Here is a 21,254-nt window from a genome sequence, read left to right on the forward strand (position 1 = left end):
TTGCCCTATAGAATTTCTTTGAGCTCAAGCTTCGAAAACAGTCTAAAAAAATTATTTGTAGTTATTTTTGCTACTTGTTCCGGCGATTCATTCCATAATTCTGCTAAACAATTCACAACATATTTCACCATTGCCGGTTCATTTTTTCTTCCTCTGTAAGGCTCAGGAGATAGATAAGGTGCATCAGTTTCAACTAAAACACGCTCACGTGGCACATTTTGTGCAATTTCTCTTAGTAAGTTCGCATTTTTAAAAGTAATAATTCCAGAAAATGAAATGTATAATCCCAAGTCCATAGCCTTATAAGCAAGCTCTTTAGAAGAAGCAAAGCAATGCATTACTCCACTAAAAGCGTCCTTCTTCATTTCTGAATTTAACATATCAATCATCTCACTATCAGCATTTCTAGTGTGAATAACTAAAGGTAATCCTGTTACTTTTGCCGCTTCTATATGTGATGCAAAACTTTTTTTTTGATTGCTTTTGTTATCAGATTTATAAAAATCTAATCCGGTTTCACCGATACTAATTACCTTTTTGCCCTTAGTAAATTCAATCAATTCATCAGCATTTATACACTCACCTTTTTCCACATTAGTATCAAGCGGATGTATACCAACGGAGCAGTAGACTTGATCATGGGATGAAGAGATTTTTAATAATTTAGGGATATCATTAATGCTTATACATATGTTATGCAAAATTCTCACACCATTTTGCTCTGCTCTTGAAATTACCTTTGGTATTTCATCATCAGAAAAATAAATTAGATGACAATGAGAATCAACTATCATAAATAGATCCTTTTATGATAGAAGAAAACTCTTCTATCACTTTTTTATAAACTTCTTTTTTGAACGGTATGGCACTGGCTACCAAATCATCCACATTTTGCCAACGCCACTCTTTGAACTCTGGATGATCAGTATAGTTAATATTAATATCCTTATCCTTCCCACAAAATTTCATTAAGAACCACCTTTGCTTTTGGCCAGAATATCTCCCATTCCAGCATATCGGTATAACTTCCTCGGGTAAGTTGTAATATATCCACTCTTTATTTTGAGCCACAACTTCTGCTTCATCAGTACCAACTTCCTCCAATAGCTCACGTAGCGCTGCCTGCTCTAGCTCTTCACCTTCATCAACTCCTCCTTGTGGCATCTGCCAATAAGAGTCACTATCAAAACGTTTTCCAATAAAAATATTTCCCTGTTTGTTAAATAACATTATGCCAACACAAGGGCGATACTCTTTCTCCTCACTAATCACAAATACTCTCTGTTGCTAAATTATCTATCATAGAAGTTCCAACTACTTTTTTACTATTCATTTTTTCAACAATTTTTTTTGCAACTTCTTTTGCGCTTAAGTTTGAGTTATCAATTTCAAGTGAACCTTGAGGCACAAATAGTTTCTTTCCTTTAATTCTTCTCATAGCAAAATCTGAATCAGTAATTTTTCTCTCCTGCTCTCTTTCCTTTAATTGAACGCGCTTTACTATAGTAGTTTCGAAAATGAATGATAAATTTTCATTACGAGATTACCCCCTAAAAGCTGCGAGTTTGTATGTTAGTGCACTATCATTTATTTTAGAAAACACTATAGTTCTCCACTATTACAATATAACACCACAGGGAGAATCTCCACGTTCATTTTTTTACTTAAATTCACCACTGAGTTATATACTTTTTGATCATAGGAATCACCTTTTATCAATTCGTTTGTAAATATATAATGCTTTGATTCTATATGGTATTTTTCCAATATTGCTAACATATTCTCTCTAATCACAAAAATTTCTTCCCATATTTCACTTGTAACCTCAGCGTTTCTGAAATCAATCATATCAAATATGATATTATTAAACAGGTTATTGTCTACTATCACCCCATCAATAATATTACACAGCTCTTTTGCAATCGTAAGTTTGCCACTACCCGGAAATCCGATTAAGTAAATGACCATACCATCAGAAAACTATCATATATTACAAATATATGTATTATAAACGTTACACTAGAAACATATCAAAAATAGTTCATATTCAGAAATTTTGAGTGTATCATTACAGATAAATTATATAATTTAGAATAATGAATGGTGATACAGAATCAATAAAAAATACAATTGTAGATGTAATAGATCAAAACAAAGGTCAAGATATAGTTACTTTTGATGTACAGAATAAAACTGTCATTGCAAAATATATGATCATTGCATCCGGTGATTCGAGCCGCCATGTAAAAGCATTAGCTGAGCAAGTGATGAAAAATCTCAAGCAATATGATAAAATAGATGTAGAAGGTATGGATGAAGGTAACTGGGTGATTGTGAATTTTCAAGGTATAATGGTTCACCTATTCAGGCCAGAAGTAAGAGAATATTATAAGATAGAAGAGTTATGGAATTGATTATCCAGGTAGCTGGTATACACTTGCTCAAATGTTGTAATTTTGAAGGCAACCCTTATGAAGTTGGTGGTGTCATTCCAGTGCTTGACACTGGAATCTAGAAAACTTAATCATAAATGAGCACACTATACAACATTTTTGATGAAATTTCATAATAAACTGGATTCCAGCGTCAAGCACTGGAATGACGCCATCGTTAACAACACCGTTTACACACAAAATAACATATTATGAAACATAAATCCGAGTTTTTAAACTTCATTCAAGAAAGAGGATACCTATATCAATGTACAAACATTGATAGGTTAGACCAGCTATTATCACAAGATAATTATATAATTGCATACATTGGGTTTGATTGTACGGCACCAAGTTTGCATATTGGCAGTCTCATTCAAATCATGATGCTCCGTCACCTACAAAAATTCGGTTATAAGCCAATAATTCTACTTGGAGGTGGCACAACAAAAATTGGTGACCCATCTGGTAAAGACAAAGCAAGAAGCGTCTTGCCGATAGAAGATATCAATCAAAATATACTTGGTATAAAGAAAACCCTCGAGAAGATGATATCTTTCGATTATGGAAAAACTGGTGCAATCATAGTAAACAACGCAGATTGGTTAGATAACATAAAATATATAGACTTTTTGCGTGATATAGGGACACATTTTTCTGTAAATCGCATGTTAGGCTTTGATAGTGTGAAAATTAGGCTAGATAGGGAGCAAAATCTAAGCTTTCTCGAGTTTAATTACATGTTGTTACAAGCCTATGATTTTGTCGAGTTGAATAAAAAGTATGGCTGTCGTTTCCAGATTGGAGGGTCAGACCAATGGGGAAATATAGTAAACGGAATTGAACTTGGCAAAAAGTTAAATTTACCTGAGCTGTTTGGTCTTACCACACCTCTTTTATTAAACGCGCAAGGAAAAAAGATGGGCAAAACTGAAAGTGGAGCTATATGGCTCGATGGCAGCATGCTAAAGCCTTATGACTACTGGCAATATTTTCGCAATGTTGATGATCAAGATGTTGGTCGTTTCTTGAGACTTTTCACTGATTTACCAACTGATGAAATTAAAAAACTAGAGTCCTTGAAGGATCAAGAAATAAATGAAGCAAAAAAGGTCTTGGCAACAGAAGTGACAAAAATATGTCACGGTTGTAAAGAAGCGAAACTTGCACGATCTGCTGCAATCTCTGCTTTTGAAAATGAAGACAGTTCATTGCTTTCTGGTTACACTATCACAAGAGAACAAGTTGCAAATGGCATACTCCTGATAGACTTGCTTCATGACACCGGTTTTGAACCTTCAAAAGGTGCGGCAAAGCGTTTAATACAGGGAAATGGATGTAAAGTTAATGATAATACTATAAACGATGTTAACTATACAATAAACTCTGAAAGCTTTGAAGGTCAGCCATTTATCAAATTATCTGCAGGAAAGAAACGCCATATTAAAATTTTAGTGAGTGAAGTAAGAAAGTAAATTTGTCTCTGTTCAGCAGAATAGCAAAATAAGGTAGCCAAGAAAAGATAATTATAGGAACAAATGGATATCATTGAAGCAGCTGACACTGTGGCAGAATCGCTAGGCAACCCTACTATCGCTAGCAGTTTCTTGCTGTCGATTTGCTAAGATTGGTTTATCAACTTGAGTATCAGGCTTTGACAATTTATATATAGCATTGCCAACTATTAGTGCTGTTGCTGTAATTGCAACTACTGCTATAACTATAGGTATTAACTCAGCTGTAATTGCTCCGGCTGTAAAAAGTGCTATAGATATAGCAGTACCTAATAATGCAGTTACTCCACCGGCAATCCACCCTATCTTAATTGCTTGACAATTAAGATAGTATAAAGGAGTCTCTCCCCACATATCTACTGCATTAACATTGACACCTCTTTCCACAAGAGCATCTATTATGGCCATACTGCGAAATAAAGCAGCATAGTGTAAAGGAGTCCTTCTCCATATATTTATTGCATTAACATCTGCACCTTTTTCTATGAGAGCGTTTGCTATGTTTATACTATCAAGATAAGTAGTATTATGTAAAGGAGTATCTCCTTTTACATCTTTTTCATTAACATTTGCCCTTTTTTCCATGAGAGCCTTCGCTATATTTTCTAGGTTAAAGGAAGCCACCAAGTGCAAAAGAGTCGCTTTTTCACCATCTTTAAACACATAATTTATATCAAAGCCAGACTTTTCCCACTCTTCATATTCCTTTGAATATCTTTTCAGCTCATTTTGTATTTTTTCAATTACGTTATCTTTGCTTAAATCTTTGTCAACATTAACTAAACTCAATAATTCGTGCCAATTTGAAATTTCCATTGCCATAACCTTACCTTTAATTTTCAATAATGTATTTAATTATATGATAAGAAGTCAATTTAAATAAATTACACATACATGGAACTTATCAGATAAATATATAATATGAACTAGATTCCAGCGGGCTTTGTTGCATCACTATCTATGAAAGGCTAACTATACAAGCAGCTTATTGAAAATCTTATTTTTTGCAATCAATCTGATTAAATTTAAGAATAGTAATTTATTGTTTGTACTAGTAAATTTAATTCTACTTAAAATAGCTAAAGCATTGAAATTCTTGAATTCTAGCTAGATTAGTGAATGATAGTAAAACTTCTTTTACTTAAATTTAGATATTTACTGACTGTCCTTACTATAAATGCTAGAATAATAAGCTATTGATATTCTACATTTTTATCTTTTATCCATCGTAGATAGCGATGCAACAAAGCCCAATAGCGTCAACTTAAGAAAAGATGTTAAGGAGTAAAATACTGTAAAAAATAGGACCTTTGGTTTCTATTTTATTTCAATAAAGAAGATATCAGTAAAGCTTATCTATTAAGGTGTCACATAGAGGAGTGCTATAAACGACTCAAAGTAGAAGCAGAATTAGAGAATTTTTCTGGGATAAATTTAGAAACAAGAATTTTGTGCAAACTTGGTCATGTGCAATACTTCATATGTGTGATGCACAAGAGCCTTGGAACCCAGATCAAATTGCTGAGTATCGTTTAAATTTTTCAGTTTTATTTGGTGTAATGAGACAGAAACTTTATCAGGTGCTTATTAGAACCAAAAAACTTTCAAGCCCTTTTTAAAATACGCACTAAAGTTAACGTGAAGATTGTATAGCCGCAATAAAGTAGATAAGCCTAAACGCCATCATGCCTTTAGGAGAGCTTGCTAATTTATTCTCTTAAGTTAACGCCATTGCCTGAACAGATACATAAAAAAGTAGTACTTGCAAGAAAGAGTTACTTAAGAAATTAATTAACTTTGCTATTTTCTCTAACATACCTAGAAGAAATAGATACATTATCTAATGCAGTCCTAATACTAGCATTGTTCTCATTAACAACTATAGCTAGCTCACAAGCATTCAAAGTATATCTACCATATGGAAACAGTACAGTTCAGTAAATGCATCTTGTAGCATGGTACTATTTTGAACTCGTATTAAAATAGAATTGATACATTCGTTATTGCCTTTATATATAGCAAAGTTAAGTGGCGTTAAAGTATACGCTATAATACTTAAATACTGTACAATATTTCTAGAAGCAAGAATATCTTGTAATATACCATTTTCCTGGGCTTTTGTTAAAATAACATTAATATACCTTCCCTTATTATGATGTATGGCAAAGCCAAGCGATGTTAAGGTGTACATCAAACCATTTTGATAGTTTATAATATTTGCAGTAGTAAGAATATCTTGTAGTATACCATTGTTTTGAGCTTGTTCTAAAATAGAATTAACACATTCATTATTGTCTCTATGTATAGCTAGGCTAAGCAGTGTTAAAGTGCGTCCTCCATCTGTTGGAAATCGTGTAGTATATCCAGTGATATAGAACTTTTAGTAAATCATTTCTTGAAGCTGCTTTCAAGATATTACTGATGCTCCTTCCATTCCATATGGATCTTTTTAGCTGAAAATATAAATCTTTTTGTTTTCGTGTTAAATTTTGATGATTTAGCATATTTTTGTAACCTCGCTTTAAAGTCAGTGTAGTTTAATTATTAAAACTAATGTGTCAATATACACTAGAGTGATGCTAAAGAATTTTTGTAGAGTTATATATATAGGTAATTTCACAAAACTATACGTCTGCGCGAATGAACGTAAGCGTGAAGGAAGGGCAAAGAATAAGGAATAATCAAAAAGTTCTGCTATTTTCTTGCAGTCTTACACGCTTGGGAGAAATAGATACATCATCTAATGCACTCCTAGCATTTCTTTTATTAATCGCTGCAGTTGGTTGAAAAGTAGCATAGATGTATTGCGGTATATCATTAATTTGTACTATAATAGAATTAATACATTCAATATTACCTTTATGTATAGCAAAGCCAAGTGGTGTTAAGTTGTACGTCTGACGAGTTGGAGATATTACAGCATTGTGATTAGCAAGAATATCTTGCAATATACCACTATTTTTAGCATGAGTTAAAATCGAATTAATATGTGAATGATTACCTTCATATATAGCAAAGCCAAGTGGTGTTAAGTTGTACTTCCAACCATCTGAAGAATACAAAGTATTTTTAGCAGTAAGAACTTCTTGCAATATACCACTATTTTTAGCATGAGTTAAAATCGAATTAATATGTGAATGATTACCCTCATGTATAGCAAAGCCAAGTGATGTTAAGCTATACGCCCAACCACCCGGAGAATATACAATATTTTTAGCAACCAGAACTTCTTGCAGTGTACCACTATTTTGAGCTTGCATTAAAATAGAATTAACATATTCATTTTCACTGCTGTTTCTATATATAGCAAGACCAAGCAATGTTAAAATGTATGTCTGATTGTTGAGAATATCTTGCAATATACCATTATTTTTAGCGATTGTTAAAATTGCATTAAAACATTCTTCATTATTCTGATCTACAGCAAAGCTAAGCGGTGTAAAAATGTATGTAAGACAACTTAAAGACCGTGTTACAATATCTTCAGCAATAAAAACGCCTTGCAGCATATCATTATTTTGAGCTTTTTCTAAAATAGAACTGATACATTCTTTATTACCTTTATATATAGAGAAACTGAGTGGTGTTAAAGCATACTCCTTAGTATTGAAATACTGTACAATATTTCTAGCAGCAAGAATATCTTGTAGTATTCCACTGTCCTGGGCTTTTGTTAAAATATCATTAATATATCTTGGCTTATTGTGATGTATAGCAAAGCCAAGCGATGTTAAGTTGTACATCAGACAATTTTGATAGTTTATAATATTTTTAGTATTAATAATCTCTTGCAGTGTACCGTTATTTTGAGAATGTATTAAAATAGAATTAACGCATTCGTCATTACATTTGAATATGGCGAGGCTAAGTAGTGTTAAAGTGCGTTCCCCACCTCTTGGAAATCGTGTATTATATCCTATTGTAAGAACTTTTAGTAAATCATTCTCTGAGGCTACTTTCAAGATATTACTAATTCCCCCACCATTTGATATTAACTTTTTCAACTTAAAATGCAAATTTCGTTGTGCTGGTGTTAAGTTGTTATCATTTAGCATATTCTTGTAACCTCGCTTTAAAGTCAGTGCAGTTTAATTATTCTATGTTAGTATACACCAATAGAAAAAATTTCATCATATGTTCTGGAAAAAATTTACACAGGTTAATGAGGAAATCGTAAGAGAGAGCCTAAAAAAGGTTATAGAGAAGAAAAGTGGTAAGAATGTTGGTGTAGTATCCTCAATTGTTATTAAGGGTAAAGATGTTGCTTTTGCTCTTGAAGTTACTGAGCCAAATGAAGAATTAAGAAAAAATTGTGAGCAAGCTGTTAAGGCGATACCGGGAGTAGGAAAGGTTACTGTAGTTGCTACTGGTCAAAAACAAACTAGGCAACAAAAAGCTAAACTTCATATCGAAGGAGTGAAAAATATAATTGTAGTTGCTTCTGGTAAAGGAGGTGTGGGTAAGTCGACAGTTGCACTAAATCTAGCTCTTTCGTTAGCAGAATTAAAACATAAAGTTGCGCTAGTTGATGCAGATATATATGGTCCTTCGATTCCTAAAATGTTGGGCACTGAGAAATTAAAACCAGAAATACAGAGTGGTAAAGCAATGCCTATAAAGAAACATAGTCTCTATACTATTTCAATTGGCTATTTTATTGATAAGGATCGCGCAGCAATATGGCGTGGACCTATGATCACAAAAGCACTTTACAATTTGCTAATGGGAACAAGGTGGTCTGATATAGAATATTTAATCATTGATACACCTCCTGGCACTGGCGATGTACATTTAAGTCTGATGGAGAATTTTAGTTTAACTGGAGCAATAATAGTTTCAACTCCACAGGAGCTTGCTTTAGTCGATGCACAAAAAATTTATGATATGTTCACAAAGCTCAGCGTGCCAATTATCGGCATTGTGGAAAATATGAGCTATTTTGTTCAAGATAATTTAAAAATACACATATTTGGAAAAGGTGGTGCAAAAAAAATGTCTGAAGAGCTGGGAGTCAAACTCTTGGGCAGAGTTCCTCTAGATCCGCAAATATGTAGTGCTTCTGATTGTGGAGACCCTTCAATGCTAAGTGAGGATTTAGTAAGGATTTATGAAGGCATTGCTAAAGATGTTAGGTCTTTTGTATGCAGTCTATAAAGTTTGTTTAACTACTTTTAAAATAGGTAGAATGTAATTTTAGGTGAATAAAATATTTCAAATGGCAGCAGCTACCTCGTATCTGAACAGACAATAGACTTCTTGGATAACTTAAGAAACAAGTAGTAGAAGCAATATTAGGGAAGGTATAAATTTTGAGCAGGTAAGTAAACTTGATGAAGAGAAGCTTCGAAGACTAAGAGGAGTCAAAAGAAAAACATTGGAAAAATAATAGAAATTTTAATAGAGGAAGAGGCCAAGAAAAAGGCAAGAGGAGGAAAACCAAATAAACAATGCATATTTATTAATAGCACTCGAATATTTGTGTAAATACCGTACATATTTCCATATAGCGCAAAGCTATGGAATAAGTGAAAGTTCTTGCTAACAGCTGAATAGAAGATGCATTGATAAAACATCCAGATTTCAGGAAGATAAAGAGCTATTAAAGTTAAATAGGAGTATGCAAAAGTTTTATAAAAAGGGAATGTTCAACTCCCCCATAGAAGATCAAAAAATATCCTTAGGTTATCCAAGAAGTCTATTGTTGGTAAACATAAAAGGCTATTTGCCTTTTTATCTAGTTTATGCAGGAGGTCTATATTTATTGTTGAGTGTGATTTTAGGCATTTCTGCTAAAACGCAACTTTTAAATCGCCAAAATTTCTCCTTGCCTTTACTAATTCCGATTCTTGGAGTGCACACATAATCTGGTTTGAGGTGATATTCATAGAGACAAAATTCATGACTTATAGTAAGGTCTTGTTTATTATGTTCTTTTGTAATGTTTAATTTTTTGCACAGTATGCCTGGCCCGCCTAAATTTGCTTCAAGCGGTTCAGTGAGCTTTAATCCTCGTATTAACACTGCTGCTGGGAATCCTTCTGCTTCTGTTACAATATTTAGACAATAGTACATTCCATATATAAAATATACGTACGAAAACCCTGGCGTACCAAACATTACTGAGGTTCGATTAGTATAGCCTCTTGCTGCATGACAAGCTGGGTCATCCATTCCTATATACGCTTCAACTTCAGTTATTATTCCACTAAAATTAGAAAATTTCAGAATCTTCCCTAGCAGCTCCCCAGCTACGGTTAAAGTTGGCCGTTCATAGAAATTTCTTGGTAATATTGTGTTATTCATCATAGAAGTACAAGTTACTTACATTTGTAAGCAAGTTATACTATTTTTGCTTTTTCTTATTTATTTAGTCAAGAGCATCTCTGAGAAGTAGAAGTTGGTGTTGTTGTTACATTTGTTACATCTGTTGAAGGCTGCTGTAAGACCTTGACTGATTCAGAGCTTTTCTGTTGCAATTGCGGTGCTAACGCTTCATATAAAGATTTTGGCTCACGTCTCTTACCTATTTTGACTTCTTTATTTGCACGCAACTGCTCTGCAGTAACACCGTTGCCTTCAAGGAGAGTTACACCTTTCTTACCATCAATGTTAACTTTAATTTTGCATTCTCTTCCATCAACATACCACTTTAAAGTCATTTCATATAACCCACTAATTATTTCATAAACTCTTTCCTCATCATCACTATCATTATTAATATAGCAACATGCCCCTCTCTTTTTTTTCGTGATTAGGATGACAAAATGTAATTGTTCTTACACCATACTCTTTACATACACTACCGCCTAGAAGTTTAGCTATATCTACTCCTTCTTTACTGGAATGTAGCACAACTCTCACGGTGGGGTAAACAATATTACCTTCCCTTTTGCCTTCTTTTATCATTATGGACTCTATGGTATATACCTTCGATATCTCTGCCTTAATTTGGTCAGCAACCTTGCCTACAATCTCTTTACCATGATAGTGAGATTCTCCTTTCTTCGGAGAAAAAGGCTCTTTGTTCGTAGTATTAGTGTCAGAATCATTCTGTAACTCAAAGAATTTATCCCATTCTTCATCACTGTCTAATTTTATATATCCACGCTTGTTTTTGTCTAATGCTGATTTAGACTTATTATGAGTACTATAGAATGCTGAAATGGTTCCAAAAAGCTTTTTAACATAACCTAAACCTAACATACACCACCTCTTACCATTAACTAAATATCAGTATGCAAACTTTGTCATAATTAATCAATAACTAATTTACCCTAAATTAAAATGAGCTGATAAAAAGGTATAAATTGAGATTAGGTAAAGCTTTTGGTATAATATCTAGTTAATTTTGAATAGGCAGGTGATCTTAGTTACAAAGACGTTTTTTATCTCATTTATTTTTGGGCTCATTCTTTTTCCCTATTTTATAAAGCTTCTAAAAAGGATAAGCAAAGATGGACAACCAATCAGATCGTATGGACCAGAAAGTCATTTAATAACAAAAAAGAATATACCACCTATGGGTGGAATAATAATACTCACTTCTGCTCTACTACCAATTCTGTTTTGGAGTCAATTAACACCAGAAATTTCATTGCTGATATTTATAACTTTATTTTTTGCTCTGCTTGGATTTATTGATGACTGTTTAAAATTAAAGGCAAATCATCACCAAGGTTTAAGTGCAAAAACCAAAATACTCATTCAGTTTGCCGTTACTCTGGTCTGTATGTTTATACTTAAGCTACAATCTGCTGAAGGTTTTACAAAAATTTCTCTATTTAGAGAAGTAGCAATCGACCTTGGCTATCTATATCTTCCGTTTGCTGCATTTGTTATTGTTGGCTCTGCCAATGCTGTGAATCTCACAGATGGTTTGGATGGCCTTGCTGCAACTCAAGCCATTACTTCCTTTGCTTTTTTGGGACTAGTTGCATACATCACTCGGACAGATGTAAACATTACTTTCTTCTGCATTGCATTTATAGGAGCTATTTTAAGTTTCTTGTGGTTTAACACACATCCAGCAAAAATATTTATGGGTGATATTGGAAGCCTATCAATCGGTGCAGCTTTAGGACTCACTAGTGTTCTAATTAAAAAAGAAATGCTTTTTGCCGTTATTGGAATAATCTTTGTAATAGAGACTTTATCTGTGATTATTCAGGTATCATATTTTAAATATACAAAATTTAGATATGGAGTAGGAAGAAGAATTTTCCTTATGACACCAATACATCATCACTTTGAAAAGAAAGGGTGGTCAGAAAATACAATAGTTATAAAATTTTGGATAATTTCTATCGTTTGTTCGATTTTTGCTTTAACTTTCTTATTATAGGAACTATGAAATATCCAGATTTCACATTAGAAAATACATTATCAGGAATTATAGCAGGAGTAGATGAAGTTGGAAGAGGTCCGCTTGCCGGTCCAGTGATATCTGCAGCTGTAATATTTACTGATAGAGATACGGTTATTGATGGAATAAACGACTCAAAAAAGCTAACCCCTAAGTGTAGGCAAGTTCTATACGAAAAAATAACGTCTGTTGCAAAATTTGGTATAGGAATGGCAAGTGTAGAGGAGATAGACTCATACAATATCTTGCAAGCAACAAAGCTTTCAATGAAACGTGCGCTGGTAAATTTAGATTTAGAACTAGATTATGTGTTAGTTGATGGTAATCAACCACCTGAAGTAAAATGGCAAGTAAAATCTATAGTGAATGGTGATAGCTTAAGTATATCAATCGCAGCCGCTTCAATCGTTGCAAAAGTTACAAGAGATCGGCTTATGGAAGAATTGCATAATAAACATCCTCAATATAATTGGTATAAAAATAAAGGATATGGAACAAAAGAACACCTCAGCGCTATTGGCCTTCATGGAATTACGAAGCACCATAGAAAGAATTTTGCACCTATAAGAATACTATAGCCTTTAATCACTTACCTTTTTTGAAAGGTATGTTTTCATTAAACAGGCAGACTGTACTTGATCCGTTTCTTAAGGTAAATACCGAGCTTACTCTTTCAATTATCAGGTAGTCATCAACTGTACGAAAATTTATCAAGGACTCATATCCTGCAGAATCAACCATAAAAACTGCCGGGAAATCAGAGTTTATTTTATTAAATTGTAGATATGTAAATTTTCCGTCATCAAAAACCTTAATTGGTATTATTGATTGACTGCCTTTAACGTGCGAGATGGAATAGTTAAAATTCAAGCCTTTCTTTATAACCTCAATATCACTTATATCAGGGATAGTGGTGTGACTAGCTTGCTCTAGAATATCACCGTTACTCGTTGAATAAATTTCATCACTGTTGAACAGTGGATAAAGAAACCTTACTTCATATGCTAACCTTGGATCATCTAGCCCGTTTGCTTCTTCAGCATGAAACTCGAAATAATAAACTCTTTTATTGGTAATTATAGTTGCATTAGTATCGGCAATATCATCTATAGGCTTAATAAATAATCTATTACCTTGAGGAAGGAGTTGCCAACCGGTTGCATCACCCATTGAAAGACTCTCTATTACCTCCCCTGGCTCAAACAATATGCTGGATTGATAACCATAAAAGCCCGTGTACTTATGTATAGCCTGTGGATTATAATTCATTACCTTTATGTGGTTATCACCAGCTATTGGTCGTGGTTCCTGTTTTGCAAGTGCATCACCACCACAAAAAAATAATAGCGCAACAAACAGTAACCTAACCATAGTATCAAAATAAACTGATCTTTATTTTATCATTGATAGACATGTACTGCAACTGTTAAGCTATCCCAGTAGTAAGCGATAGAAAATGCAAGCTTCATAATAATTCATTACTGCAGGAAAAAATTCTTTAAACATTATTTTCATATATGTTAAAATAGGTTGTGAGGTAAATTATGAATGGAATAATGAGCAGCTTTTCAGTGCTGTTCTTAGTAATAATATAGAAGAAGCTGAAAGATTAATAAACGCTGAAGCGAGTATAATGCACCCCATAAACTAGACCAAAAAAAAATGGTTGATCCGAGTAGGAAGGTAAAGGGGTAAAAGTATGGCAACAAAAAAATATGAACCAGAGTTAAAAGCAAAGATAGCTTTGGAAGCAATAAAAAATCAAAAAAGCACAGCTGAGATATGTAGTGAATATAAAATACCATCAACAAATCTATATGATTGGCGTGATAGAGTATTGGCAAGGTTAAAAGACCTATTTGTTGAAGAAAGTGAAAGTGCGAGAAAACAAAGAATCTTAGCGCAAGAAATAGAAAGTTTACATAAAGTAATAGGAGAATTGACAGTGGAAAATAGCTATTTGAAAAAAAAATTACTGAAATAAGCAAAAAAGATAGAGTAAGGTTTATAGAAAAAGATTCTGATCTGTCAATTAGGAAACAGGCTGATTTATTGGGGATTTGCAGATCTAGCCTATATTATAGGCCTATAATTAATAACGAAAGTGAAGTAGCAAATTTGATTCAAGAAGTATATTTGGCTTCTGATTGCCGTTATGGATATCGTAAAATTACTGCTGAAATCATAGCGAGTGGAGTAGTAGTCAATCACAAAAAAATCTTAAGAATTATGAAAAAAATGAAGATTAGTGGGCTGTATTGTAGAAAAAGATGTAATACAAGTATTAAAGAAAAAAAGCATAAAATATATCCTTATTTACTCAAAGATTTGATTATTTGTAGAGTTAATCAGGTATGGGCTACTGATATAACATATATTATGGTAGAAGGTAAGTTTATCTATTTTGTGGCAATAATGGACTTGTATAGTCGCTATATTATTGCTCATTCATTATCACCATATCTCGATGCTGGATTTTGCCTTTATACTCTCAAAGAAGCTCTAAAACAAGGTAAACCTGAGATTTTTAATAGTGATCAGGGGGTGCAGTTTACTAGCTACAACTTTATTATGGAATTAGAGCGTGCTAATATTAAAATCAGTATGGACCATAAAGGACGTTGCTTCGACAATATATTTGTTGAGCGCTTATGGAGAACTTTAAAGCAAGAAGCTATATATTATTATAGACCAAATAGTATCAGAGATTTAAATCTTATAATAAATGATTTTGTTGCTTGGTATAACTATAGAAGGCGACATCAGACTCTACATTATAAAGTTCCTGCTGATCTTTATTATCATAAACAGTAAATGAATATATTGATAAATACTTTAAATGTGTGTCGACGTATTTATCAACATATTCATTTTAAAAATCGGATCACTTTGAAAAAAATGGTCTAGACAAATGGGTGCATTATACATTTTTTCTACAACCTTTTCGAATTCTTCTATTGTCATTTTTTCTCGTCTACCACTTTTAAAACTCGTTCCCTCAGGTCCTCACTATATGGCTTTGGCATCATTCTACCTTCATTAAAGCAGTATTATACCTTTTTACCCCACCCTTTGAGAAAATCTTACTTCGGTTAGCTATAGACTAAACAACAAGTCGCTATTAAAATTTGAAAAGACAATTAAGGATGTTGGAGGAAGATCAAAGCGAAATTCAAAGGTTGTGTTGGAGGTAAAAGAGAAGTACCACTTAGTTCAAAAATAGGACAATTAATTGTTGTAGTTTCGTCCATAATTGTAGGTGCTTTCATTGGTATAATGGTTGGTATGGTCATTGCTGGTTTATGTATTGAGCTTTGTATAATCACCACTTCAGAACCGCTTCTTCTCATCATGGGTGCTACTGCTGTTATAGGAGCCATTGTAGCAAGAACTGCTCCTTTATTAAAGCTAATAGAGATGTTTAAAGGTCAAGCTTTCTCCTAGTAGCGGTCTGGAAAGCTCTAATACTGAACATACTTATTTAAATAGGCAAAGAGTTATTTAGAAAAAAATTGGAGAAATGTTCAAGGAAGTTCATTGGTAAAATGCAGAGGTTTAATTATAGCTTTGTAGTTTAGATTCTGGTTGAAGATTTTTATTTTAGCAGTTAAATCAAAGTCAGATCTAATTAGAGAGAGGATCTTCTTATCTCTTCTTTACCTTCATTTTCATTTCTAACAATTTTTTTTCCACTTAATATGTCTTTTATTTCATCTCCTGTTAAAGTTTCAAACTCCAGTAGATTTTCAGCAATGAGCTCCAAGTCTTTCCTACGCTTGGTTAAAATGTCTTTTGCTTTTTCATAGCAAGAAAATACAACTTTCTTTATTTCCTCATCTATAAGTCTTAACGTATCTTCAGAAATTGTCTCAGAATCATGTGTGATTTGTTCACGATTGTGATATATTGGCCCTATTTTGTCGCTCATTCCCCATTTTGTCACCATAGCACGTGATAAATCTGATGCTAGTTTTATATCTGAAGATGCGCCGCTTGTGACTTTATCATAGCCAAAAATTAGCTCTTCTGCCACACGTCCACCCATTGCAACAGTTATATCTGCTAGCATCTTTTCTCTTGTGAGGGACACTCTATCTGTTTCTGGTAGTCTCATAACTAAACCAAGTGCTCTACCACGTGGAATAATTGTTGCTTTGTGTATAGGATCAGAAGGAGGCATATTAACTGCAACTACTGCATGACCAGCTTCATGGTAAGCAGTAAGCTTTTTTTCTTCTTCTGTAATGACTAAGGACCTTCTTTCCATGCCCATCATCACTTTATCACGTGCATACTCAAAATCATCCATGGTAACAATTTTCTTATTTCTTCTTGCAGCAATAAGCGCAGACTCATTCACTAAATTTGCTAGATCAGCCCCTGAAAAACCTGGCGTTCCCCTCGCAACTGTTTTTACGTTTACATCTGGTGCTATCGATATTTTCTTTATATGCGTATTTAATATTCTCTCACGCCCATTTATATCAGGTAAAGAAATAGTAATCTGTCGGTCAAAACGACCAGGTCTAAGTAGTGCTGGATCTAGGACGTCTGGACGGTTAGTTGCAGCAACTATTATCACACCTTCATTAGACTCGAAACCATCCATCTCAACCAGTAACTGGTTTAATGTTTGTTCCCTTTCGTCGTTACCGCCACCAAGACCGATGCCGCGATGCCTACCCACCGCATCTATTTCGTCTATGAAAATTATACAAGGAGCATTTTTCTTGCCTTGATCAAACATATCCCGGACACGGCTTGCACCAACACCGACAAACATTTCAACGAAATCAGATCCAGAAATACTAAAAAACGGTACATTAGCTTCACCTGCAATTGCACGAGCAAGTAGAGTTTTACCAGTTCCAGGGGAACCAATTAAAAGACATCCTTTTGGTATCTTCCCACCTAACACTTGAAATTTTTGCCTTTGTTTAAGAAAATCAACAATTTCAACCAACTCTTCTTTTGCTTCATCAATCCCAGCAACATCATCAAATGTCACTTTTTTTCCAGTAGTCATAAGCCTAGCTTTTGATTTGCCAAAGCTTATAGTTCTATTACCTCCTGCTTGCGTTTGTTTAAAAAGGAAAAGCAATAAACCGATAAAGATAAGCGTCGGAACCCATTGAATAAGTAATCCACCAATTATACCTATTGCAGAGTCTCCAATTGAAAAGGAGAACTTCACTTTCCTATCATGCAAACTTTTTATTAAGTCACTATATATAACACCACTTGAGTTAAAGGCTGACCCATCCCTAAACTTTCCTTCGATGCTTTGGTTTCTTATTGTAACATTTTCTATATCATTATCTTCTAGTCTAGTTAAAAATTCTGAAAAAGGTATGGTTGTTTTACTCTTACCTATACTTCCGCTAAATTGAATATAAGCAACTGAAATAAGAACAATAATCACTAACCAGATCAATAAGCCTTCTAAAAATTTTTTCATTTACATTTCTAACTAAACACTAATCAAGCTTACCAAATTTTGTTTTATCGTGCTATTAATAATCATCGAACCTTATCATCACAGTATTTTTCCGTTATAATTTACATCAGGATAAGCAATCACCTTTCCATTTTTTTCACTGTTGGCAAAGAGTAGTAAACTTTAGAGAAATAATTACAAATTTAAAAAATTGTTTTTCACTACAATAACTATCTGTGTTATGTACTGGTAAAAACTGCTGCATATAATTTTCTACAACAGGTTGTAGTAATGCATTTATTACATTATTACCTGTATTGCTTGCTTTTTCATTCTTGAATTTTTTATGTGTACTATTAAACTCTTCAAGTGCTTTTGTAAAATCACCCATGCTAACAACAGGTTCTTCTATTTTTTGCTCTTGAGTACGCCTTACGGCATTATGCTTGGCCTCATTTACTAAATTAGATAACTCAGCGCCTGAATAGCCTTCAGTTTTTTCTGCAATTTCTTTAAGGTTTAGATCTGATCCAACTTGCACATTCTTCATATAAAGATCTAATATCTTTTCTCGTGAGCCCAATTCTGGTAGGGAAATATAGATATGCTTAGAAAAACGGCCAGGCCTAAGAAGCGCTTCATCTAAAACTTCACGACGATTAGTTGCAGCAATTACTATTACACCTTTGTTAAAATTAAAACCATCCATTTCGGTCAATAGTTGGTTTAAAGTTTTAGCGCAATTTTCACTTACGTGATGACCAATAGAATTGCGCTTTGCACCTATGGAATCTATTTCATCTATAAAAATTATACAAGGAGCATTCTTTTTTGCTCTTTTAAAAAAGTTGCGTACATGATATACACCTTGACCAACATACTCTCCAACAAGCTCAGAGGCCGAAATACTTTCAAATGAGATATTAGCTTCACCTGCAACAGCGCGAGCAAGAAGTGTTTTACCATTTCCTGGTGGACCATATAAAAGGTAACCCTGTGGTGGTTTAAAACCAACTTTTTCAAACATTACCTTCTTCTCTTGTGATATATCATTACAAATCATACGTAGCTCTTCTTTTATTTCATCTGATAAGATGACATTATTAAGTGTTACTTTTTGCTCACCTTGCTCACCTTCTATTACTTTAGATGGTTTCATTAAATAAATAGCAAAACAAATAGCAAGACCTAATACAACCGCAGTGCATATTACTGAACATGTCACTACAGCAGATGTTATAATAATAGGCATGAAGGATATAGTGGCCGCAGCAGCTTTAATTTTTAAAAAAAGAACATACATAAGATAAATAAAAGCAGCGATTGTTAGACATAATAAAACAAATTTAAAAAATCTTGTCCCACTCATTCTAACCCTTAATTAAATATTAGTTAACTTTAGCAAATTTTCCTTTATTATACTAGCGATAAAATATTTAATCTCGCCATCACTAGTGCTCTTACTATTATGTTTCATACATGGATAAGCAAACATCTTTCCATCTTTTAGGACTACAGGTAAAGAGTAAAAAACTTCAGGGCAGCAGTTGTAATCTTTTAGAAATTCAGGAATTTTTTGTGTTTTCTTTAGCGGAGCAATAGTTACTGAACACTTCTGATTGCTAAGTATTGTACAGCCAAATCTATTGTCCCATGTAATGGGTTCGCACATAGGCAAATTTACAGTAATTTCTTGTATCTTTGACGATTCTCTAATTATTAAGATATTTTCTCCATATTTTCTTATTTTGCACCCAGAAAGTGTACAGTTAACATTACTACCCTTTTGCAATATTTTATTAAATATTACGATAAGGCTGTTGTACCTTGGTTTATAATGTTTGCTGGCAATTGCCATTATAGAGTAAAGAAGAAGCCTCAAGGCTATTTCCTCTGGCAATTGATAAAATTCACTTAGTTTAATTTCAATATAACCAAAATCATGAACATTAACACAATCATCAAATGCAAGGCGTGTGTAATGAATCAACGCTTTTGCGGCTCTTTTCATATGAAGTGCTGTAAGGCATATTCGCTCTGTTAGAACATCTTGATTATCACTTGCTTTAAGCAAGTTACGGTATAGAGTTCGCCTGTATTTTAAGTCATAATTGCTTCTATCTTCGATCCATCTTAACTGATGAAGCTTAGCATACCTTTCTATTTCACTACGACTAAAATTTAACAACGGCCTAAATATATAAACACCATTTAAGAAAGATTTGTAATCCATTGATGATAATCCATCTACTCCACTACCCCGCTCTAATCTCAACAAGAACGTTTCTGCTTGATCATTTTTGTGGTGAGCAACAAATAAATATTTAACATTATTATTTTTACACCATTTTGTTAATAAGTTATACCGTGCTTTTCGTGCCTGCAACTGAATATTGCCTTTAATATTTTTCTTCTCCCAATTTAACATGAACGATTCCTTTGCCCCAAGTTCTTTTGCATAGCTTACAGCAAAATCAGCTTCTTTTTGAGACTCTGAACGTAACCCATGATTTACTGTTAATGCTATAGGAAGTGAAAGCTTGTTTTTTTTTGCCCAGTTAGTCATTAAGTGCAGTAAGACTATACTATCTACACCACCTGATACTGCAACTGCGATTTGATTATGGAAAGCAAAGCTATTAGCTATATTTTGAAATAATAACTCTAATTTCATTATGTTTCTTGATCGCCAGATAGTCTCTACGTCATACAGCGACTTATTTGTGGTATATCGCCGCTAACAAGCCAGAATTGCTCTCTTTTGTCATCCCAGTGCTTGACACTGGGACCCAGGTTTTAATGCAAGAAACTACTTCTTTATCCCAAAAAATGAAAATTCCACTCTACGATTTTTAGCATGCTCTTTTTCATATTTAGAATTTCTAGAATCATCTTTTACATTAACCAAAGGCTCAGTTTCACCTTTAGAAGCAGTTTTTATTCTATTTTCTAGATAAGGTGTACAGCTGACCATAAATTTTTTAACTGCATCTGCTCTTCTAGCTCCTAGTGCAAGATTATATTCGTGAGAACCACGATTGTCAGTATGACCAGTTAAAGTGACCTTTGCGTCAGGATTATTTTGTAACACTTCCATCACGTCAAGTAATACATCTGCACTCACTTCACTGATACTAGATTCATCATAACCAAAGAAAACTCTTTTATCACCTATCTGCTTAACAACAGCATTCATTTTATTTGTCGTATTTACTCCTTTTTTAGGGCAAGAACTTACACCAGTAAGAAGCAAACAAAAACAACACATTATAATCAGTCTACTCCACATTACTAAACCTCCATAAATTTAAAATACAGTGTGTAATTTTAATTCTAGTACTAATAATTCCTCTATAACTAGAATAGAGTCAAGGAAAATAAAATACTAAATGTTTTTTTACAATCTTACAATTAACTTTCTGATAAGATGCTCAGTTCTTAGCAATGAGGTACAATAAAAGAATAAAATACAATTTTTTATTGTACTTTAAGCAAATATACTTTTAACT

General features: G+C 33.4%; 22 protein-coding genes and 5 pseudogenes. 10 read left to right on the top strand and 17 right to left on the bottom strand.

The genetic code is table 11. From position 1 onward, the window contains the following. Window positions 1-5: 5 nt before the first annotated feature. The 4 genes and pseudogenes from OOK99_RS05685 to OOK99_RS05700 all read right to left on the bottom strand — a co-directional run bounded on the left by OOK99_RS05685 (window position 6) and on the right by OOK99_RS05700 (window position 1,968). Complete coding sequence (locus OOK99_RS05685; protein WP_264719679.1) at window positions 6-794, bottom strand: TatD family hydrolase; 789 nt, start codon at window positions 792-794, stop codon at window positions 6-8. Next, on the bottom strand, window positions 784-1,272 hold the full coding sequence (locus OOK99_RS05690; protein WP_007302261.1) for an RNA pyrophosphohydrolase: 489 nt from the start codon (window positions 1,270-1,272) through the stop codon (window positions 784-786). The genes OOK99_RS05685 and OOK99_RS05690 overlap by 11 nt, the downstream gene beginning before the upstream one ends. Beyond that, window positions 1,265-1,501 (bottom strand): annotated as a pseudogene (locus tag OOK99_RS07015) (AAA family ATPase); the annotation flags it as partial. The pseudogene OOK99_RS07015 and the gene OOK99_RS05690, both read right to left, overlap by 8 nt. Window positions 1,502-1,602: 101 nt before the next feature. After that, a complete protein-coding gene (locus OOK99_RS05700) occupies window positions 1,603-1,968 on the bottom strand; it encodes a hypothetical protein (protein ID WP_264719681.1) in 366 nt (121 codons plus the stop codon). A gap of 128 nt (window positions 1,969-2,096) precedes the next feature. Here OOK99_RS05700 and rsfS point away from each other — a divergent pair, with 128 nt between their 5' ends. After that, the gene (gene rsfS / locus OOK99_RS05705) at window positions 2,097-2,414 is read left to right on the top strand and encodes a ribosome silencing factor (RefSeq protein WP_064085463.1); all 318 of its coding nucleotides are present in this window, start codon (window positions 2,097-2,099) and stop codon (window positions 2,412-2,414) included. A gap of 230 nt (window positions 2,415-2,644) precedes the next feature. Continuing rightward, the gene (tyrS, locus tag OOK99_RS05710) at window positions 2,645-3,907 is read left to right on the top strand and encodes a tyrosine--tRNA ligase (protein ID WP_264719682.1); all 1,263 of its coding nucleotides are present in this window, start codon (window positions 2,645-2,647) and stop codon (window positions 3,905-3,907) included. A gap of 102 nt (window positions 3,908-4,009) precedes the next feature. Here the strand turns inward: tyrS and OOK99_RS05715 are convergent, their stop codons facing one another. Further along, window positions 4,010-4,762, bottom strand: a complete 753-nt coding sequence (locus tag OOK99_RS05715) for an ankyrin repeat domain-containing protein (protein ID WP_319803442.1) — start codon at window positions 4,760-4,762, stop codon at window positions 4,010-4,012. A 510-nt stretch (window positions 4,763-5,272) separates the two neighbouring features. Between OOK99_RS05715 and OOK99_RS05720 the strand changes: the two are divergent. Next, window positions 5,273-5,654: pseudogene (locus OOK99_RS05720) on the top strand (IS4-like element ISWosp8 family transposase); the annotation flags it as partial. Between the two features lie 192 nt (window positions 5,655-5,846). Here the strand turns inward: OOK99_RS05720 and OOK99_RS07185 are convergent. Next, window positions 5,847-6,317 carry a WD_0033/WD_0034 family tandem repeat-containing protein gene (locus OOK99_RS07185; protein WP_458694691.1) on the bottom strand — a complete coding sequence of 157 codons (471 nt, stop codon included), beginning with the start codon at window positions 6,315-6,317 and terminating at the stop codon, window positions 5,847-5,849. Between the two features lie 184 nt (window positions 6,318-6,501). Between OOK99_RS07185 and OOK99_RS05725 the strand changes: the two genes are divergently transcribed. Further along, on the top strand, window positions 6,502-6,627 hold the full coding sequence (locus OOK99_RS05725) for a hypothetical protein (RefSeq protein ID WP_264719684.1): 126 nt from the start codon (window positions 6,502-6,504) through the stop codon (window positions 6,625-6,627). Here OOK99_RS05725 and OOK99_RS05730 read toward each other — a convergent pair whose 3' ends face one another. Beyond that, window positions 6,628-8,001, bottom strand: coding sequence for a WD_0033/WD_0034 family tandem repeat-containing protein (locus tag OOK99_RS05730; protein ID WP_264719685.1), 1,374 nt, complete (start codon window positions 7,999-8,001; stop codon window positions 6,628-6,630). A gap of 79 nt (window positions 8,002-8,080) precedes the next feature. Between OOK99_RS05730 and OOK99_RS05735 the strand changes: the two genes are divergently transcribed. Further along, on the top strand, window positions 8,081-9,100 hold the full coding sequence (locus tag OOK99_RS05735) for an Mrp/NBP35 family ATP-binding protein (protein ID WP_264719686.1): 1,020 nt from the start codon (window positions 8,081-8,083) through the stop codon (window positions 9,098-9,100). A gap of 148 nt (window positions 9,101-9,248) precedes the next feature. Then, window positions 9,249-9,482 (top strand): annotated as a pseudogene (locus OOK99_RS05740) (helix-turn-helix domain-containing protein); the annotation flags it as partial. 203 nt (window positions 9,483-9,685) lie between these two features. Here OOK99_RS05740 and OOK99_RS05745 read toward each other — a convergent pair. From OOK99_RS05745 to OOK99_RS05755, 3 genes are all read right to left on the bottom strand, one after another. Further along, window positions 9,686-10,249, bottom strand: a complete 564-nt coding sequence (locus OOK99_RS05745; protein WP_010403621.1) for a DNA-3-methyladenine glycosylase — start codon at window positions 10,247-10,249, stop codon at window positions 9,686-9,688. 68 nt (window positions 10,250-10,317) lie between these two features. After that, complete coding sequence (locus OOK99_RS05750; RefSeq protein ID WP_264719687.1) at window positions 10,318-10,605, bottom strand: hypothetical protein; 288 nt, start codon at window positions 10,603-10,605, stop codon at window positions 10,318-10,320. Window positions 10,606-10,660: 55 nt separating this feature from the next. After that, window positions 10,661-11,149 carry a hypothetical protein gene (locus tag OOK99_RS05755; RefSeq protein WP_264719688.1) on the bottom strand — a complete coding sequence of 163 codons (489 nt, stop codon included), beginning with the start codon at window positions 11,147-11,149 and terminating at the stop codon, window positions 10,661-10,663. 157 nt (window positions 11,150-11,306) lie between these two features. On the opposite strand from OOK99_RS05755, the gene mraY reads away from it, so the two are divergent. Then, entirely contained in the window at window positions 11,307-12,287 is a 981-nt protein-coding gene (gene mraY / locus OOK99_RS05760) for a phospho-N-acetylmuramoyl-pentapeptide-transferase (protein ID WP_264719689.1), read from the top strand. A 5-nt stretch (window positions 12,288-12,292) separates the two neighbouring features. After that, window positions 12,293-12,886 carry a ribonuclease HII gene (locus OOK99_RS05765; RefSeq protein ID WP_006014056.1) on the top strand — a complete coding sequence of 198 codons (594 nt, stop codon included), beginning with the start codon at window positions 12,293-12,295 and terminating at the stop codon, window positions 12,884-12,886. 7 nt (window positions 12,887-12,893) lie between these two features. On the opposite strand, the gene virB9 is transcribed toward OOK99_RS05765, so the two are convergent. Further along, the gene (gene virB9, locus OOK99_RS05770) at window positions 12,894-13,679 is read right to left on the bottom strand and encodes a P-type conjugative transfer protein VirB9 (protein ID WP_264336517.1); all 786 of its coding nucleotides are present in this window, start codon (window positions 13,677-13,679) and stop codon (window positions 12,894-12,896) included. A 328-nt stretch (window positions 13,680-14,007) separates the two neighbouring features. Here virB9 and OOK99_RS05775 point away from each other — a divergent pair. After that, a protein-coding gene (locus OOK99_RS05775; protein WP_214303219.1) for an IS3-like element ISWpi17 family transposase occupies window positions 14,008-15,122 on the top strand; the annotation gives its coding sequence in 2 pieces (ribosomal slippage) (window positions 14,008-14,281 and window positions 14,281-15,122; 1,116 coding nt in all). A 21-nt stretch (window positions 15,123-15,143) separates the two neighbouring features. On the opposite strand, the gene OOK99_RS05780 is transcribed toward OOK99_RS05775, so the two are convergent. After that, window positions 15,144-15,272, bottom strand: coding sequence for a hypothetical protein (locus tag OOK99_RS05780; RefSeq protein WP_264719690.1), 129 nt, complete (start codon window positions 15,270-15,272; stop codon window positions 15,144-15,146). Between the two features lie 312 nt (window positions 15,273-15,584). Here OOK99_RS05780 and OOK99_RS05785 point away from each other — a divergent pair, with 312 nt between their 5' ends. Further along, window positions 15,585-15,752 carry a hypothetical protein gene (locus tag OOK99_RS05785; protein ID WP_264719691.1) on the top strand — a complete coding sequence of 56 codons (168 nt, stop codon included), beginning with the start codon at window positions 15,585-15,587 and terminating at the stop codon, window positions 15,750-15,752. A 184-nt stretch (window positions 15,753-15,936) separates the two neighbouring features. On the opposite strand, the gene ftsH is transcribed toward OOK99_RS05785, so the two are convergent. From ftsH to OOK99_RS05805, 5 genes and pseudogenes are all read right to left on the bottom strand, one after another. Next, window positions 15,937-17,766, bottom strand: a complete 1,830-nt coding sequence (gene ftsH, locus OOK99_RS05790) for an ATP-dependent zinc metalloprotease FtsH (protein WP_264719692.1) — start codon at window positions 17,764-17,766, stop codon at window positions 15,937-15,939. A 12-nt stretch (window positions 17,767-17,778) separates the two neighbouring features. Continuing rightward, window positions 17,779-17,942: pseudogene (locus tag OOK99_RS07115) on the bottom strand (tRNA lysidine(34) synthetase TilS); the annotation flags it as partial. A gap of 263 nt (window positions 17,943-18,205) precedes the next feature. Continuing rightward, window positions 18,206-19,114 (bottom strand): annotated as a pseudogene (locus tag OOK99_RS07020) (ATP-binding protein); the annotation flags it as partial. Window positions 19,115-19,126: 12 nt separating this feature from the next. After that, complete coding sequence (gene tilS, locus OOK99_RS05800) at window positions 19,127-20,419, bottom strand: tRNA lysidine(34) synthetase TilS (RefSeq protein ID WP_264719693.1); 1,293 nt, start codon at window positions 20,417-20,419, stop codon at window positions 19,127-19,129. 135 nt (window positions 20,420-20,554) lie between these two features. Continuing rightward, window positions 20,555-21,034, bottom strand: coding sequence for an OmpA family protein (locus OOK99_RS05805; protein ID WP_319803429.1), 480 nt, complete (start codon window positions 21,032-21,034; stop codon window positions 20,555-20,557). Between the last annotated feature and the right edge of the window lie 220 nt (window positions 21,035-21,254).

Origin of the sequence: Wolbachia endosymbiont (group B) of Eucosma cana, assembly GCF_947250645.1 — a bacterium.
Taxonomy (GTDB): Bacteria; Pseudomonadota; Alphaproteobacteria; order Rickettsiales; family Anaplasmataceae; genus Wolbachia.